Raw genomic sequence first — 15,783 nt, 5'->3', positions numbered from 1 at the left:
CCCCCGTGGTCGGATCGGGGGCATGCGTTACGAACGCCACGACACCGTCCGGAGCAGCGAGTTCCGGATCCTCGACGTGCCCGGCGCGCTGGTGCCGGCGGTGCGCAAGCTCGCCTTCACCGATGTTGACGGCCACTGGAGCCGGTCGTTCCCGGCGGGCACCCCGCACCTGGAGCGCGCCTGGCTCACCTTCCAGCGCCTGATCGAGCCGTGCCTGCGACAGGCCGCCGGCCTCGACCCGGTCCCCTGGCAGCCGGCGCTGACCGAGGTCTGCCGGCGGCTGAACGGCGCCGGGGTGGACTGGTGGCTGGCGGGCAGCGCCGCGCTGGCCGTCCGCGGCATCCCGGTGACACCGGGCGACCTCGACCTCATCGTCGCCGACCGCGACGCCCATCGGGTCGGCGACCTGCTGCTGGACGGCCTGATCGAGCCCGTCGCACCGGCCGACTGGTTCTGCCGCTGGTGGGGCCGCGCCGTGCTCGGCGCCCGGGTGGAATGGGTCGGCGGCGTCGGCCCGGCCGCCGACCAGCCGGAGACCACCGACTTCGGCCCGGCGGCGGCCGCCCGCCTCGAGGCGGTCCGGTGGCAGGGCCACGAGATCCGGGTGCCCCCACTGGAGCTTCAGCGCACGGTCAGCGCCCGCCGCGGCCTGACCGCACGCGTGCAGCTCATCGACACACAACGGCGAAGGACAACGCCAGCAGGCAGGAGGCAGCCATCGAGGCCATGACAGCGACGCCGGCCCGCACCCAGCCCTCGAGCCGGGAGCGGCCGCGCCAGGTGACCGGCAGCGCCTGCTCCATGACGACCAGCACCACCCAGCCGAGCGCCAGCAGAGGAAAGAAGAAGTCCCAGGCGGGATCCGCGAAGGCACTGGCGCCGCCGCTGCCGCTGAAGCTGCCCCCATGGTTCGGGCAGTCCTCCACGCGAAGGACCGGATCCAGCACGATCAGCAGGAGGACGAGCAGCAGCCCACCGACCACACAGGACCAGAGCCCACTGAGCGGCGACGGCCGATCATGATCGTCTTCCATCGGCGCCACTGTAGGTGCCCGCCGCCAGCAGGTCGGCACCGACCCCGCGCGCGCCTCGGGCACGGCCCTGCACTCGCTGCCGGCCGCGACCGGAGCCGGCTGTGCGGGGCCGGGGAACCTTGCGCGCGCCGCAACCGTGCGAGGATGTCCGACATGCCCGAGCCGATTTCGCTGGACGAGATCAGAACAGCGATCGATGTCGTGGACGCCGACCTGGTGCGCCTGCTGGCCCGCCGCGAGCGCCTGGTGCGCCGCGCCGCCCCGCTCAAACGCGACCCGCAGGCCGTGCAGGCCCCGGCCCGCGTCGAGCAGGTCGTCACCCGGGCCCGGGCGCACGCCGCCACCGCGGGGGCCGACCCGGACGTGGTGGAACGCATCTACCGCGCGATGGTGCAGGCCTACATCGACATGGAACTGTCCGAGCACCGCCGGGCGACGTCCCCGCAGTGATCCACCTCAACGAAGGAGTGACCGCGTGACGAGCTCCGTGCCATCTGCGTCGTTCAGCGCGCGTGAACGGTGGGTGCTGCTGGTCGCGAGCGCCTGGCTGGTCAGCGGCCTGCAGCTCGACGCGTACGCGCATGCCACCACGCCCGAGCTGGAGACGTTCTGGACGCCCTGGCACGGCGTCCTCTACTCGGGCATCGCCGTCTCCGGCCTGACGCTGGTGTGGCTGATGCGCTCCCGACTGCCGGTGATCCCGACGTACCGGACGCTGCTCGCGCTGCCCAACGCGCTGCGGATCCCGCTGATCGGCATGGCGCTGCTGCTGGTCGGCGGTGGCGTGGACACTCTGTGGCACAACATCTTCGGCATCGAGCAGGGCCTGGAGATCTTCGTCAGCCCGAGCCACGAGTTCATCATCCTGGGCATGGTCCTGGTGGCGGCCGGCCCGGCGCTGATGCTGGCGGGCAAGCCAGGCCGCGGCCTGTCCGCGGCGGACGGCACCCTGGCGTGCATCTCGGCACTCCTGTCGGTGCTGCCGCTGCACATCTACTCGCTGCACGCGTCCATCTTCGGCACCACCTTCTTCGGTCGCGGTGACGCCGGCCCGGTCCGGATCTTCTCGACGGACGCCCAGGTGATGCACGGCTACCTGTTCAGCACCGTGCTGCTGCTCGTGCCGATCCTGATGATGGGCCGGCGCTGGCGCCTCCCGATCGGGGTCCCGACCGTGCTGGTGGCGGTGCCCGCGCTGCTGATGCACCTGATGTTCTCGTCCGACGACGGCTGGTGGCCGGCCCTCACCGTCGCGGGCGCGGCGGCCGGCGCCGAGCTGGTGCTGCGTGTGGCGGGCCGGGCGGTGCGCTGGTCGGCCGACGTGCGGTGGTTCGTGGTGGGCCTGGTCGCCCCGCTGATCGTGTGCGCCGCGCTGCTGATCGCGGCCGACCGGGTGGTGGGAGTCGGCTGGAACGTGCACATGGTCAGCGGTCTGCTCACGCTGGTCGCCATCACGGGCGGCCTGACCGCCCTGATCGCCCGCCGGGTGGAACCACCGTCGGATCGGACCGGCACGGCCCCGGCCACCCCAGCAGGCACCGACCGTGACCCGGCCGCAGCGACGGCCCCGGCACCCGCAACCGAGCCGGTGCCGGCCGCGGCAACCGCAGACGAGCAGGCCGCGGCAACCGCAGACGAGCAGGCTGCGGCAACCGCCGCAAAGCCAGTCGTGCCTGCTGCAACCGCTGGACAACCGCTGACAGCCCCGGACGAGCACGCCACGGCCCCCGCGACCGCCGGTAAGCCGGCCGTGCCCGCTGCAACCGCTGGACAGCCGGCCGCGCCGGTGGCGGCTGGTGACGAGTCTCGGACCGGTGTGCCCGCGTCGTGAGGGCGCTGCGCTGGTCCGCTCTTCTTGTGCTGGTCGCCGGTGGGCTGCTGCTCACCGGGGCGTCCCCGGCCGCGGCCCACGCCGGCGGGCTGACGGCCACCGATGCCCGCAGCGTCGTGGTGGCGGTGACGCCCGCCGTGCCGGGCCTGGCGGTGCAAGCCATCGAGGACGGCGCCCGGCTGCGCCTGCGCAACGGCACGTCCTCCCCGGTCACGGTACCGACCGGGGACGGCGTCGTGGTCGCGCCCGGCGGCGAGCTGACCTGGGTCGACAGCAGGAGCAGCCCGGAGGGTCGCACGGTCGCGGCCGGTGACCGGCAGGCCTGGTCGCTGGTCCTGAACCTCGGGGGTACGCCGGTGACGGTCACCGGTGAACTCGTCGGCGAGCGACCGCCGGCGCCGCTGCCGTGGTGGGCGGCTGCGCTGATGACCGCGGTGGGCGTACCCCTGGTGTCGCGTCGCTTGCGCCGCCCCGAGCTGGCGCTGACCGCGGCCGGTCTCATCGTGATGGCCGCGTCGGCCGGGCACGTGCTCGGCTCGACGCTGGCCGTCGAATCGGCGCCGGTGGTGAGCACCTTCCTGAGCGCCTGTGGCATCAACCTGCTCAACTGGCCGCTGATCGTCGGCGGCGCGGTGGCGGTGCTGCGCGGCCGGCCCGCCGGGGTGCTGGCGATCTGCGCGGGCGCGGCCCTGACCGCGGTGTTCGTGCTGCCCGACGTGACGTCGCTGCATCGGGCGGTGCTGCCGTTCGCGGGCCCGCCGGCGCTCGAACGGGTCCTGGTGGTGCTGACGCTGGGCGCCGGAGTCGGCGTGGCGGTGGCGGGCGCGTCGGCACTGCGTACCCTCGCGCAGCAGTCCGGGGCCGGCACGACCGCGACCGGGATCGCCCAGCCGGACCCTGCCGCCGGCGACGCCGAAGGGCTCGAGGATCGCCGGGCGTGAACCGGTGACCGTGCTGGCGCACGGGGTGGGACAGTCGCCGGACCTGCCCCTGCCCCTTGACCTGGTGCTGCAGGCGGGCGCGGCCACGGTGGTCGTCTCGTTCCTGGTGGTGGCGGTGTGGTGGAAACAGCCACGACTCACCACGCCCGTCCCCGAGCGGCCGGCGCCGGGACGCAGCCTTCGCTTCGTCGTGCTCGCCGCGGCGCTCTACTTCACCGGCAACGCGTTCCTCGGGCCGCCAGGTCCGGCGAACCCGGCCGCGCACGCGTTGTTCGTCTGGCTGTGGGTGGGGCTGGTGCCGGTCAGCATCGTGTTCGGACCGGTCTGGCGGGCGGTGAACCCGCTGCGGACCGTGTTCCGGCTGCTTCGACTGCCGGCGGGCGGGCTCTGGCCCGTACCGGTGTCGGCCGGGCGCTGGCCCGCCGCGATCGCGCTGCTGGCGTTCGTCTGGTTCGAGCTGGTGGCGCCGCACCGCGGCGATCCGGCAGCGGTGGGCAGCTTCCTGCTCGGCTACGCGGCAGTGCAGCTCGCGCTGGCCACCATGTACGGCGAGGAGTGGTTCGCGGGCGGTGACTGCTTCGAGGTCACCTCGACGCTCGCGGGACGGCTGCACCGCAACCCGCTGGCCGGGATCGCGCAGACCGCCGACGGGCCCGGCCTGGCGGCCTTCCTCGCGGTGTGGTGGGGATCAACCATCTTCGACAGCGCGTCCGGCTTGGTGCCGACGATCCGGTACGGCACGGCAGTCCTGCTGGCGCTGTGCGGGCTGGTGCTGGTCAGCGTACGGGTGCTGGCCCGGCGCCTGGACGTGACGGCGTCGCTGATCCCGATCGCGGTCGGGTACACGCTGGCCCACTACGCGTCGCTGCTGCTGGTCGAGGCGCCGCGCGGGGTGCTGCTGACGGTGCAGCAGTGGGGCCTGGCGGACGACGCGCAGTGGGACTTCGTGCCGGCGGCGGGGGTGCTCGCGATGGTGCAGGTGACGCTGATCCTCGCGGGGCACGTGCTGGGCGTGGTGGTGGCTCATGACAAGGCGCTGACCGACGGCCCGCAACGGCCGGCGCTGGCGACGCTGGCGGACGAGCTGCCGGTGGTGCTGCTGATGATCGGCTACACCTGGGCGGGCTTGTTCCTGCTGCTCGCCCACTGAGCGGTTTCCGTATTTGCGTCATCACTTACAGTGAAGTCAGTGCGATCGATTCCTCTCGTCGCCGGCGCAAGGATGGGACGCGTCATGGCACCCACAGGACGGCGCCACTCGCCTGTCGTGATCATTCTGGCCATAGCCCTCACTGCGGGTGCCGGAATCGTGATCTGGTCGCCACTGCTGATGTATCGGCTGCTGGGCGAGTCGCTGCCCTGGCCGAGGCTGGCAGACGTCGGCCAGGCATATGGCGGGGCGTCCGCCCTGCTGTCGGCGGCGGCGCTGTCGGCGATCGGCGGGTCACTGCTCCTGCAGTCCCGGCAGGTGCGCCAGGACCTGCTGAACCTGCACAAGCAACAGCACTTCGAACTGGTCAAGCTCGGCCTCGAGAACCCGGACTTCTTCGAGGTCCTGGACGGCAGCCCGCTCGCAGCCGAAGACCGGCGGAAGGTCTATGCGAACCTCGTGCTGACCTACTGGATGACGATGTGGGAGCTGGGCGAGATAGCGGACGCCGAATTGAGGAATCTGACGTCAACCATGTTCAGAAGTCGCGTCGCAAGGGACTGGTGGCGCCAGGTCAACGAACACTGGACAACCGTCAGAGGACGCCGCCGGAGGCAATTCTTGCGCGTCGTCCACGAGGAATGGGCGTCAGCCGACACCCGCGAAGGTGCCGCACCCACGCGCCGGGCGGTCCATGGCGAACTGCCGGAATCCGACCTACCGCGGAGCAGAGCAGGCAACCCCCCGGCTCGGATCTCCTGCCTGGCGGCAACCGTCGTCGCCGTTGGCTTCGTGGCCAACCGCCTGATCAGACGGCGAGTCAGGCGCGGGCGCCAGGATGGTCCAGCGCACCGCCCTTGACCTGGGCGACGAAGACCGCACAACTCGGCCGGCCGAGGCCGGGATTCCCCGAGGCAGCTGTCGCGTTCGTGGCCAGCCAGGCGATCATCCGCCACCCTTCGCTGCCGTCGGGTCTCAGCGGCCGTGGATCTCGCGGTGCAGCAGTTCCATCCGCTTGTCCAGCCGGGCCGCGTCCTCCGCCGTTGCCGCCAGTTCCTCGCGGAGGCGGTCCGGGATGTCCGGGTCGTACTTGTAGTAGATCTTGTGTTCGAGGCTGGCCCAGAAGTCCATCGCCACGGTTCGCAGCTGGACCTCCACCGGCACCGTCACCACCCGGTCGGACAGGAAGACCGGGATCTCCACGATCAGGTGCAGGCTGCGGTAGCCGTTCGGCTTCGGCTCGGCGATGTAGTCCTTGGTCTGCACCAGGTTGAGGTCCGGCTGGCGGGTCAGCATGTCGGCGACCAGGTAGACGTCGGAGACGAAGCCGCAGACGACCCGGATCCCGGCGATGTCGCGGATGCGGGCGCGCAGGTCGTCGAAGGCCAGCGGGCAGTTGATCCGCCGTGCCTTGGCGATGATGCTGGACGGGGTCTTGAGCCGGGGGCTGACGTGCTCGATCGGGTTGCCCCGGCCGCGGTGGGTCAGCTCCTCCGTCAGGATATTGATCTTGGTGCCGATCTCGGCGAGCCCGAACTTGTAGATCAGCATGAACTGGGTCAGCTCGCCGGTCAGGCCCCGGAACGCGTCCAGCTCGTCCGGCGCCGACCGGGGCGTCAGGTCGGGCCCGGCGTAGCCCTGGTCGGCGGTTCGCCAGCGGGCCATCTGCTGCCCGCCGGCGCCCGGCTCGGCGGGCTCGGGCTCCTCGATCGTCACGATGTCGTCTCCGGTGTCGTTCGCGATGCGCCAGGCGCCGCGACAACGGTAAGCCCGGCGCGCCAGTATCGGTCGGACAACCGGCTCGACGCGTCGCGGGCGGCTGAATGATCACTCGCGGACCCCGGCGACGCCGAGCCGCGAATCAGAAGCGGGAACCGGCGCAGCCGGAGCGCGAGACCCCGCGCGGACAGAAGCGGAAACCGGCGCAGCCGGAACGCGAGACCCCGCGCGGACAGAAGCGGAAACCGGCGCAGCCGGAAAGCGAGCACCCGCACAGCCATATGCGGGAGCCGTGCCGCGGGAGCAGGAGGCCCGGTGCGGACGGGACGTCGGAGCCGGCGCAGCCGGACCTGGGACCCGGTGCCGACGGTCATGATCCGCGGACCGCCCCCTATCGCCGGGGCTCGATGGTAGGCAGCCACTGGCGGGCGAGCGCGTCGATGTCGTCGCGGGTCAGCGGCCGGCCGAGGTCTCCCGCCGTGGGCGCGCACCGCAGCCCGTCGATGAGCAGCTGCAGATACCGCCGGTAGAGGTCGGGCCGGACCGGGTGGCTGTGGTGGGCCAGGTCGCTGATCATCATCAGCAGCGGCGGCAGGTCCTCGGCGGTGATGTCGGGGCGCAGCGTCCCTTCGGCGCGGGCGCGCTCGATGAGCTGGTCGACCAGCGGTTCCATCCGCTCGGCGATCCTCTCGTGCTGGCGGTGGCCGACGCCGGCGCCCAGGGCGACGTCGCGCAGGCCACGGTCGGCGGCGTGCATCTCGGCGACGGTGCGCAGGAACGCGGTCAGCCCCTCCCAACCGGTCGGTGCGCGCAGGGCGGCCTCCGCGGCGCCCGCGAACTCCGCCAGCCGGTCCTCGAGGGCGGCATCGACCAGCTCCTCCTTGGTCGGGAAGCGGCGGTAGACCGTACCGATGCCGACGCCGGCGTGATGGGCCACGTCGTCGAGGGTGGCAGCCAGGCCGCGCACCGCGAAGATCTCCCGGGCTGCCTCGATGATGCGCTGCCGGTTGAGCTGCGCGTCCCGGCGCAGCGGGCGGCAGAAGCCCGCGCGGGGCTGCTCATCCGCGTTTGTCATACCTACAGGCTAACAAGTGGAGGACGCCCCTCAACTTTTTGTGAGCTGCCGAACAAAACGGAGCCAGGTCCTCAACTTAGCGGCTAGCTTTCCGATGCGGAGATCGAACCTCAACGTAGACCGCTGATAAGGACGCCGATGACCACAACTGCGGAACGCCTCACCTCACCGGCCGGACGCCCGGGCACCTCGGCGGCCGACCGGCACGCCGGTCGGTGGTGGGCACTGGTCGTGCTGGCGCTGGCCCAGCTGATGGTCGTCCTGGACGCCACCATCGTGAACATCGCGCTGCCCACCGCGCAGGCCGACATCGGCTTCTCCGATTCCGGCCGGCAGTGGGTCGTCACCGGGTACGCGCTGGCGTTCGGCAGCCTGCTGCTGCTCGGCGGCCGGCTCTCCGACTTCTTCGGCCGCAAGCGGATGTTCATCATCGGCCTGGTCGGCTTCGCGCTGGCCTCCGCGCTGGGCGGCATGGCGCAGAACCTGGAGCTGCTCATCACCGCGCGGGCGCTGCAGGGCGTCTTCGGCGCCGCGCTGGCCCCGGCCGCGCTGTCGCTGCTGACCATCACGTTCACCGACCCCACCGAACGCGGCAAGGCCTTCGGCATCTTCGGCGCGATCTCCGGCGCGGGCGGTGGCATCGGCCTGCTGCTCGGCGGCGTGCTCACCGAGTACGCGTCCTGGCGCTGGTGCCTCTACGTCAACCTGGCCATCGCCGCCCTCGCGGTCGTCGGCGCGACGTTCAAGCTGCGCGACGAGCCCAGCACGGCGCACGGCAAGCTGGACCTGCTCGGCACCGTGACCGCGGTCTTCGGCCTGGTCGCGCTGGTCTACGGGCTGGGCAACGCCGAGTCGCACGGCTGGAGCGACGCCTGGACGCTGGGCCCGATCATCGCCGGCGTCCTCGTGCTGACCCTGTTCGTGCTGGTCGAGCTCCGGGTGCCCAACCCGCTGCTGCCGCTGCGCGTGGTGCTGGACCGCAACCGCGGCGGCTCGTACGCCTCCATCGCGATCGCCGGCGCCGGCATGTTCGGCATCTTCCTCTTCCTCACCTACTACCTGACCACCATCCTGGCGTTCACGCCGATCGAGACCGGCCTGGCCTTCCTGCCGATGCTCGGCGGCGTCATGCTGACCGCCACCACGGCCGGCTCGCTGCTCACCCCGAAGATCGGCCCACGCCCGCTGGTCCCGCTCGGCGCGCTGATCGCGGCCGGCGGCATGCTCCTGCTCACCCAGCTGGAGCTGGACTCCACGTACGTGACCGGCGTGCTCCCCGGCCTGATCATCGTCGGCCTCGGCCTCGGCCTGGTCTTCGCACCCACCCAGAACGCCGCCGTCTCCGGCGTCGAACACCGCGACGCCGGCGTCGCCTCGGCAATGATCAACACGGTCCAGCAGATCGGTGGCTCCATCGGTACGGCGCTGCTGAGCTCGTTCGCGGCCACCGCGGCAAGCAACCACCTGGCGGGCAAGACCCCGACGCCGCAGCTGGCGGCCCAGGCGGCGATGGAGAGCTACCACACCGTGTTCTGGTGGTCGGCGGGCTTCTTCGTGATCGCGGCGCTGGCGGCGGCGGTCCTCTTCCGGAACGGGCCGCTCGCGGTCGACCCGGACGCGGCACCGGTCATCGCCCACTGATCTGGACCCGGCGCACTCGCCGGTGGGGTTCACGAGTGTTACGGCCGGGCCGGCGGGCAGTCACCGCCGGCCCGGCCCGTGGCGGCGATGAGGTTGGGGCTGACACCGACCGGTTGGGTCGGGGCCGGCACGGGCACCCCGAGGATTTCGGCGACCTGCTGCGCGGCGAGCGCAGCGTCCACGCCCTCGTCGACCCGGCCGGTGTGACACGACACGAGCCGGACCGGACCGCCCGCCGATCTGAGTGGCGGCACTGCCGTGGCCATCAAGGGGTTCGTCACAGGGCGACGCCCTACCCGGGCGCCCGGGGCCGGCGGATGTCGGCGTGGGCCGTGCGCAGCGTGTCGATCTCGCGGTCGGCGCCCGGTGGCCGCAGCCTGTCGAGCTCCCGCCAGGCTTCCTCCAGCGCCTGCTCCAGGCCCTCGTGCTGGCGCCGGAGCTCGGCGCGGAGCTTGTCGATGCGTCTGATCCACCCGGCCGCCGCCGGGTTCGGCCGCTCCGGGTTCGGCCGCTCCGGCTGCGTCGCGCCGATCGGCACGATCGCCGCCAGGGGGCGGCCGTCCTCGGTGACCACGGTGGTCTGCTGCGTCAGGCCGGCGAGCCGGGCGAGCTGCACGAAGCGCGTGCGAGCCTCCACCAGCGACAACTCCAGGCGCGGATGGGACAACGGGGTGGCGGATTCAGCCATACCCCGATGATGCCGCCACCCTCTGACATTTTCCCGAACGCCGGCCGAGACAGCCTGCTCAGACCCGGGACAGGGCCCGATCGCTCACCACGCACTGCATCCCGAACTGCCGAGCCCGTCGCATGGCAAAATCCGTCAGCCCCGGCGTGTCCGCATAGTCCAGGGCGTACAGATCCAGCTCCAGCTGCAACAGCTGCTCCGCGATCTGGGCATGGAACTCCAGCACATCAGCCGGCCACGGCGCATACCCCTCATCCGTCCACCGCGCCGAGAACGATTCGAAGACCACCCCGTCGACCAGTTCGGCCAGCCGGGGCAGCATGCCGAAGCCGCGGTTCGCCAGCAGGTACGCCGGTTCCGCCTCGGTGCGGATCGCCGCCACCAGCGTCAGCAGGTGCGGCACGTCCTCCGGGAACGTCAGCTCCACGTTCAGCGTGTCCAGGAACAGGCCCGCGAAACCGGCCGCCATCGCCTGCTGGGCCTGGCCGATCACGTGTTCCACCCACAGCGGATGGCCCACCTGCACGAACGCGCCGCCCCAGTCCGGGTTGCGCTCCTGGCGCTGCCACGGCGCCGGCGGGCCCTGGTCCTCCGACAGCGACAGGTAGCCCAGCGTCTGCACCCCCTGGTCCGCCAGCGACCGCAGTTCCCGGGCGCTGTAGAAGTCCGGCTGCAGCACGACGCGGGGGTACGTCGCCAGCTCGTCGAGGTGTCCGTCGCCGTAGTAGAAGCAGATCGGTGTCATCACGGCCATCCGTTCTCGCGGTACCAGGTGTAGGTGGTGCGGACGCCTTCCTCCAGCGGCACGGCCGGCTCGTAGCCGGTCAGGTCGCGCAGCCGGGTCAGGTCGGGGCAGCGGCGCGGCACCGAGCCCGCCGGCGCCGCCCGGGGTTCGATCACCGGGCTCGCCCCGGCCAGCCGCAGCACCAGCTTGGCCAGGTCGCCGATGTTGGTCTCGTCGCGGTCGTTGCCGATGTGCACGATCTGCCCGGCCGCCTCCGGGGCCGCCATCAGCCGCAGCATCGCCTCGACCGCGTCGTCGACGTGGCAGAACGCGCGGAACTGATCCGCGCCCGGCACCCGGAACGGGTCGTCGCCGCGCAGCGCCCGCAGGGACATCTCCGGGATCACGTGGTCGGCGCCCATCCGGGGGCCGTACACGTTGTGGAAGCGGCCGACCACGGCGTCGAAGCCCTTCGCGCGGGCGGTGTGCAGGAACGCCGCTTCGCCGAGGAGCTTGCTGACCGCGTACGCGAAGCGGGGTGCGGTGATGTCGGAGATCATCACCGGGATGTCCTCCGGGGTCGGCACCGCGACGACGCCCGCCTCGACGCCGCCGGCGTAGACCTCGCTGGTGGAGGCGAAGAAGACCCGCTCGCCGGGCGCGATCCAGTCCAGCAGGTGCAGCGCCGCCAGCGTGTTGACCCGGACCACCCGGGCCGGGTCGGCCTCCACGTTGCGGACCCCGACCACGGCCGCGAGCAGATAGATCTGGTCCCAGCCGCGCGGCAGTCCCGCACAGGTGGTGGGCTCGGTCAGATCCCCCGAGATCACCCGTACGGCGGGAGCACCGCGCAACGCGTTCAGGTCCCGGTCCTCCCGCCCCCGGGAGAAGTCGTCCACAATGGTCACCTCGTGGCCCTCGGCCACCAGCCGGCGCGCCAGGTGCAGCCCGATGAACCCGGCGCCGCCCAGCAGCAGCGCCCTCACGCGTGCACCCCCGCGTTGAAACGCGGCAGGTAGCCCAGCCCCGCGTAGCGGATCCCGGCCGCGGCGACCGCGTCGGCGTCCAGCACCCGCCACGAGTCGTAGATGAAGGCCGGCCGGGCCGCGCCGAGCACGTCCGGGATCCGGATCGCCCGGTAGTCCGGGTGGTCGTTGATGATCAGCACCGCGTCGGCGTCGGTGAACGCCTTGTCGAGGCTGACCGGCTCGCCGCCGTACTGGCGGATGACGTCGGCGGAGACCATCGGGTCGTGGCCGGTGACGGTGATGCCGGCGGCCGAGAAGGCCGGCATCATGCCCGCGATCGGGGTGCCGCGCATGTCGTCGGTGGGCGGCCAGCCCTTGTACGCCCACCCGAGCACCGCCAGCCGGGTGCCCCGGGTCTCGCCGCGGGTCTCCTGGAGCATCCGGACGACCGTCTCGGCAACGTGCACCGGCAGGAACTCGTTGAGCTCGCGGGCCCGGCCGACCAGCAACGGCTCCCGCCCCCGGGCACTGTCGATCATGATGTACGGGTCCTTGGACAGGCACCCGCCGCCGACGTAGCCGGGCTTGGACAGGTCGGGCCGGGGGTAGTCCGCGTTGGCCGCCCGGATCACCTCCAGCGGGTCCAGCCCGTGCCGCTCGGCGATCAGCGCGATCTCGTTGCCGAACGCGTAGATCAGGTCGGTGTGGCAGTTGTTGGAGAGCTTGACCAGCTCGGCGGTCTCCAATCCGGACACCGGCACGACGGTGCGGGCCAGGCCGGCGAAGAACTCCACGCCGGCCCGCAGGCTGGGCTCGTCGAGGCCGCCGATCACCTGGGGCAGCTCGACGAGCTCGCGCAGCGCCTGGCCCTGGATGGTCCGCTCCGGCGCCATCACCAGCTTGACGTCGTCGCCCCAGGCCGCGCGCAGCTCCGGCAGCACGACCTGGCGGCTGGTGCCGACCGGCACGGTGCTGCGGACCACCACCAGGGTGCCCGGCCGGCAGCGGGCCGCGACGCCGCGGGCGGCGGCGGCGAGGTTGGCCAGGTTGGGCCGGCGGGTGCTCTCGTCGACCGGCGTCGACACGCTGATCACGGCGACCTCGACGGTGTCCGGCGGCAGTTCGGTGCCGACGTGGATGCGGATGTTGATCTGCTCGGCGAACACCTCCCCGACGCCCGGCTCGAAGATGTGCGACCGGCCGCGCGCCAGCGTGTCCAGGACGCCGGGTGACACGTCGCAGCCGTGCACGACGAAGCCCTTGTCCGCCAGCGCGGCGGTGAGCGTGAGCCCGACGTAGCCGAGCCCGACGACACCGATTGTCTTCGGCATGTGCGATCGTCCTTCCGGTTCAGGTGCAGGGCGGGGTGAGGCGGTCGAGGGCCAGCACGGTGACCGTGCCGGCGAAGCGTTCGGTGCGGTAGTGGCGGCAGGCCGAGCGGATGTCGGCGGGCCGGGTGGCGTAGTCGACGCTGAGCACGAACTTGCCGGCGTCGCGCAGCGCCCGGGTGTCAGCCAGGTTCTCCGCGCACCAGTCCTGTGTGCACGGTCCGTCGGTGGCGAGGAAGAACAGCTCCTCCATCGCGATGCCGTCGATCGCCGCGGTGTAGCCGGCGAAGCGGCGCAGCTCCGGCGAGTTCTGCGGGACGACGAGGAACCCCGGGCGGCGGGCTTTCGCGTACGCGCTGATCCGCGCGATGAGCGCGGCCATCGCGGCGCCCAGCGCGGTGCGGTCACGGCCCTCGGCGTAGCCGGGGTCGAGCTGCTCGTAGGCCAGCGGGGTGTCGAGGTAGGCGCCGTCGAAGCCGGCGGCCAGGGCCTGGTCGAGCCGTGCCCGCAGCACCCGGTCCCACCAGCGCTCGTCCCAGTAGCGCACGAAGTACTCCCCCGGCCAGTCGCGCCACTCGTTGGCGATCAGGTCGCCGGCGTCGCGGCGCAACGCCGGATACTCGGGCCGGAAGTCCTCGATGCTGCCGATCTCGAAGTAGGCCAGCACCCGCTTGCCGGTGCGCTGCACCGCGCGGATCTCCTCGGCACGGAAGTAGTCGGCGTGCGCATCCCGGGCCAGGTCGATCACGGCGAGCTGGTAGGGGCCGGCGGCGACCTGGTCGAGCCGGCCCCCGGCGTAGCCCTGGAGCTGGTAGGCCCAGCTGGAGATCCGGCCCGGCGGCACGGTCCCGGCCGCGGCCGGTCCGCGGTCCCTCCCGGTACGGGCGAGCAGCACGGCACCGGCCACCAGCGCCACGACCGCGGCCAGGGCCACCAGCAATATCCCGCGCCGCCGGGCTGTCATCCGGCCGCACCCGCCCAGATGTCCTTGATGGACGTTGCCAGGTCGTGGCCGGGCACCCAGCCCAGCTCCTCGCGGGCGCGCCGCACGTCCGCCTGGATCCAGTCCACCGTCGCCGAGCGCCGCGGCCCGGCGCCCCGCTCGCGGATCTCGCCGCGGTAGCCGGCCGCCTCGGCGAGCAGCCGCACCGCCTCCCGCGCGCGGACCGCCCGGCCGCTGCCGACGTTGAAGACCCGGTGCCGCAACCGGTCCGCCCGCAGCACGGCCGGGACCACCGCGGCGAGGTCGCGCACGTCGACGAAGTCCCGGTACGCCGCCAGCGGCCCCAGGGTGATCTCCCCGGCCCCGGTGGCCAGCGCCGTCCGGATCTTCCCGGCGGCGCTGCCCAGCATCGTCTCGGCCGACATCCCGGGCCCGATCGGGTTGAACACCCGCAGCGAGACCGCGTCGACGATGCCGCTCTCCCCGGCAAGCTGGAACAGCCGGGTGCCGGCCAGGTGGCTGACGCCGTACGCGGCCACCGGGTGCGGCGGCGCGTCCTCGGTGACGGCGTGCCCGTGCGGGACGGCGCCGTACTCCCCGGCGGAGCCCAGCCGGACCAGCCGCACGCCGGGCCGGACGGCCGTGGCCGCCTCCAGCAGCTTGGTCGCCACCAGGGTGTTGCCCCGGATCAGCTCCGCGTCGGTGCCGCCCAGCCGGCCCACGCAGCTGACGATCGCGGTGGGCGTGCTGTCCCGGATGACCTGGACCAGCCCGCGGTGGTCGCCGTCGATCAGGTCGTGGTCCCGCCGGCCGGGGCAGATCACCGCCCCGATCCGGGGGTCGGCCTCCAGCGCGGCGCGCACATGCCCGCCGATGAACCCGGACGCCCCGAACAGCAGCACCCGAGAGCTCATACCGTGCCTCCCTCTGGCATGCCCTTCTGGCCCTCGCCTGCGAGGCCGTCTCCCGGTGCGGCCAGGTGCCGCTCGGTGCAGGCGGTCATACCGGCTCCTTCGAGCGTTGCGGTAGCAGCAGCGGCAGCAGGCTGTCGCAGGTGCGGTTGGCCTCGTCGTAGTCCTCGGGCCGGCCGATGTCGAGCCAGAAGCCGTCGAACGGGTAGGTGGCCGGGTGGTCGCCGCGGCCCAGCAGGTCCAGCACCAGCTGGTCGAAGCCGAACGGCAGGCCCGGCGGGTAAGGCGCGAGCGCCCGCCGGGACATGCCGTAGACGCCCATGCTGACCGGGTAGCTGAGCACCGGCTTCTCGCGGAAGCCGACGATCCGGCCGCCCTCGACGTCGAGCACCCCGAAGTCGATCTTGTGGGTCTGCGCGGCGGTGGCGACGGTGAGCGGGCTGCCGCCGAGGGTGTGCGCGGCGAGCAGCTCGGCGTAGTCGAGGTCGGTCAGGATGTCGCCGTTCATCACCAGGAATTCCTCGGGCAGCGTGTTCTTGATCGCGAACAGCGGGCCCACAGTGGACAGCGGCACGTTCTCCTCGACGTAGTCGATGCACAGCCCCCAGCGGGCGCCGTCGCCGACGAACGCCCGGATCAGCGGGCCCAGGTGGTTGATCGCCAGCGTCACCGACGTGAAGCCGCACGACGCGAGCTGGTCCAGCACGATCTGCAGGATCGAATGGTGGTCACCGATCGGCATCAGCGGCTTGGGCAACGCCGTCGTGTACGGCCGCAGCCGGACGCCTTTGCCGCCGGCAAGGATCACTGCGTGCATCGCTGACTTGCCT

Annotated in this window: 18 protein-coding genes; 7 read left to right on the top strand and 11 right to left on the bottom strand. The window is 72.3% G+C overall.

Features of this window, described 5'->3' with window-relative positions; all coding sequences use genetic code 11:
* The first annotated feature begins 22 nt into the window (after positions 1-22).
* Positions 23-730 carry a hypothetical protein gene (locus ACIBQZ_RS20255; RefSeq protein ID WP_396090265.1) on the top strand — a complete coding sequence of 236 codons (708 nt, stop codon included), beginning with the start codon at positions 23-25 and terminating at the stop codon, positions 728-730.
* Here the strand turns inward: ACIBQZ_RS20255 and ACIBQZ_RS20250 are convergent.
* Positions 669-1,034 (bottom strand): hypothetical protein, encoded by a 366-nt coding sequence (locus ACIBQZ_RS20250; protein WP_396090264.1) that lies wholly within the window; start codon positions 1,032-1,034, stop codon positions 669-671. The two genes, ACIBQZ_RS20255 and ACIBQZ_RS20250, sit on opposite strands and share 62 nt — an antisense overlap.
* A 153-nt stretch (positions 1,035-1,187) precedes the next feature.
* Between ACIBQZ_RS20250 and ACIBQZ_RS20245 the strand changes: the two genes are divergently transcribed.
* The 5 genes from ACIBQZ_RS20245 (at position 1,188) to ACIBQZ_RS20225 (ending at position 5,817) form a co-directional block, all read left to right on the top strand.
* Positions 1,188-1,484, top strand: coding sequence for a chorismate mutase (locus tag ACIBQZ_RS20245; protein WP_396090263.1), 297 nt, complete (start codon positions 1,188-1,190; stop codon positions 1,482-1,484).
* A 25-nt stretch (positions 1,485-1,509) separates the two neighbouring features.
* Positions 1,510-2,865, top strand: coding sequence for a hypothetical protein (locus ACIBQZ_RS20240; protein ID WP_396090262.1), 1,356 nt, complete (start codon positions 1,510-1,512; stop codon positions 2,863-2,865).
* Positions 2,862-3,806 (top strand): hypothetical protein, encoded by a 945-nt coding sequence (locus tag ACIBQZ_RS20235; RefSeq protein WP_396090261.1) that lies wholly within the window; start codon positions 2,862-2,864, stop codon positions 3,804-3,806. Before ACIBQZ_RS20240 ends, ACIBQZ_RS20235 begins: the two co-directional genes overlap by 4 nt.
* A gap of 4 nt (positions 3,807-3,810) precedes the next feature.
* A complete protein-coding gene (locus ACIBQZ_RS20230) occupies positions 3,811-4,956 on the top strand; it encodes a hypothetical protein (protein WP_396090260.1) in 1,146 nt (381 codons plus the stop codon).
* A 117-nt stretch (positions 4,957-5,073) separates the two neighbouring features.
* A complete protein-coding gene (locus ACIBQZ_RS20225; RefSeq protein WP_396090259.1) occupies positions 5,074-5,817 on the top strand; it encodes a DUF6082 family protein in 744 nt (247 codons plus the stop codon).
* 114 nt (positions 5,818-5,931) lie between these two features.
* Here ACIBQZ_RS20225 and ACIBQZ_RS20220 read toward each other — a convergent pair whose 3' ends face one another.
* The gene (locus ACIBQZ_RS20220; protein ID WP_396090258.1) at positions 5,932-6,672 is read right to left on the bottom strand and encodes a GTP pyrophosphokinase family protein; all 741 of its coding nucleotides are present in this window, start codon (positions 6,670-6,672) and stop codon (positions 5,932-5,934) included.
* Between the two features lie 394 nt (positions 6,673-7,066).
* Complete coding sequence (locus tag ACIBQZ_RS20215) at positions 7,067-7,750, bottom strand: TetR/AcrR family transcriptional regulator (protein WP_396090257.1); 684 nt, start codon at positions 7,748-7,750, stop codon at positions 7,067-7,069.
* A 138-nt stretch (positions 7,751-7,888) separates the two neighbouring features.
* Between ACIBQZ_RS20215 and ACIBQZ_RS20210 the strand changes: the two genes are divergently transcribed.
* Positions 7,889-9,391 (top strand): DHA2 family efflux MFS transporter permease subunit, encoded by a 1,503-nt coding sequence (locus ACIBQZ_RS20210; RefSeq protein WP_396090256.1) that lies wholly within the window; start codon positions 7,889-7,891, stop codon positions 9,389-9,391.
* Positions 9,392-9,429: 38 nt separating this feature from the next.
* On the opposite strand, the gene ACIBQZ_RS20205 is transcribed toward ACIBQZ_RS20210, so the two are convergent.
* The 8 genes from ACIBQZ_RS20205 to ACIBQZ_RS20170 form a co-directional block, all read right to left on the bottom strand.
* Positions 9,430-9,606: a hypothetical protein gene (locus ACIBQZ_RS20205; protein WP_396090255.1), complete on the bottom strand. Its 177-nt coding sequence runs from the start codon at positions 9,604-9,606 to the stop codon at positions 9,430-9,432.
* Positions 9,607-9,683: 77 nt separating this feature from the next.
* Complete coding sequence (locus ACIBQZ_RS20200) at positions 9,684-10,079, bottom strand: hypothetical protein (protein WP_396090254.1); 396 nt, start codon at positions 10,077-10,079, stop codon at positions 9,684-9,686.
* A gap of 58 nt (positions 10,080-10,137) precedes the next feature.
* Entirely contained in the window at positions 10,138-10,824 is a 687-nt protein-coding gene (locus ACIBQZ_RS20195; protein WP_396090253.1) for a hypothetical protein, read from the bottom strand.
* The gene (locus ACIBQZ_RS20190; RefSeq protein WP_396090252.1) at positions 10,824-11,789 is read right to left on the bottom strand and encodes an NAD-dependent epimerase/dehydratase family protein; all 966 of its coding nucleotides are present in this window, start codon (positions 11,787-11,789) and stop codon (positions 10,824-10,826) included. Before ACIBQZ_RS20190 ends, ACIBQZ_RS20195 begins: the two co-directional genes overlap by 1 nt.
* Positions 11,786-13,102 (bottom strand): nucleotide sugar dehydrogenase, encoded by a 1,317-nt coding sequence (locus ACIBQZ_RS20185; RefSeq protein WP_396090251.1) that lies wholly within the window; start codon positions 13,100-13,102, stop codon positions 11,786-11,788. The genes ACIBQZ_RS20190 and ACIBQZ_RS20185 overlap by 4 nt, the downstream gene beginning before the upstream one ends.
* A gap of 19 nt (positions 13,103-13,121) precedes the next feature.
* On the bottom strand, positions 13,122-14,063 hold the full coding sequence (locus ACIBQZ_RS20180; RefSeq protein ID WP_396090250.1) for an endo alpha-1,4 polygalactosaminidase: 942 nt from the start codon (positions 14,061-14,063) through the stop codon (positions 13,122-13,124).
* Positions 14,060-14,956, bottom strand: a complete 897-nt coding sequence (locus ACIBQZ_RS20175) for an NAD-dependent epimerase/dehydratase family protein (protein WP_396090249.1) — start codon at positions 14,954-14,956, stop codon at positions 14,060-14,062. Before ACIBQZ_RS20175 ends, ACIBQZ_RS20180 begins: the two co-directional genes overlap by 4 nt.
* Before the next feature lie 85 nt (positions 14,957-15,041).
* Positions 15,042-15,770, bottom strand: a complete 729-nt coding sequence (locus ACIBQZ_RS20170; RefSeq protein ID WP_396090248.1) for a sugar phosphate nucleotidyltransferase — start codon at positions 15,768-15,770, stop codon at positions 15,042-15,044.
* Positions 15,771-15,783 lie beyond the last annotated feature (13 nt).

Origin of the sequence: Actinoplanes sp. NPDC049599 (genome assembly GCF_044465625.1) — a bacterium.
Classification (GTDB): Bacteria; Actinomycetota; Actinomycetes; order Mycobacteriales; family Micromonosporaceae; genus Actinoplanes.
This window is presented reverse-complemented; position numbering and strand designations above follow the sequence as displayed.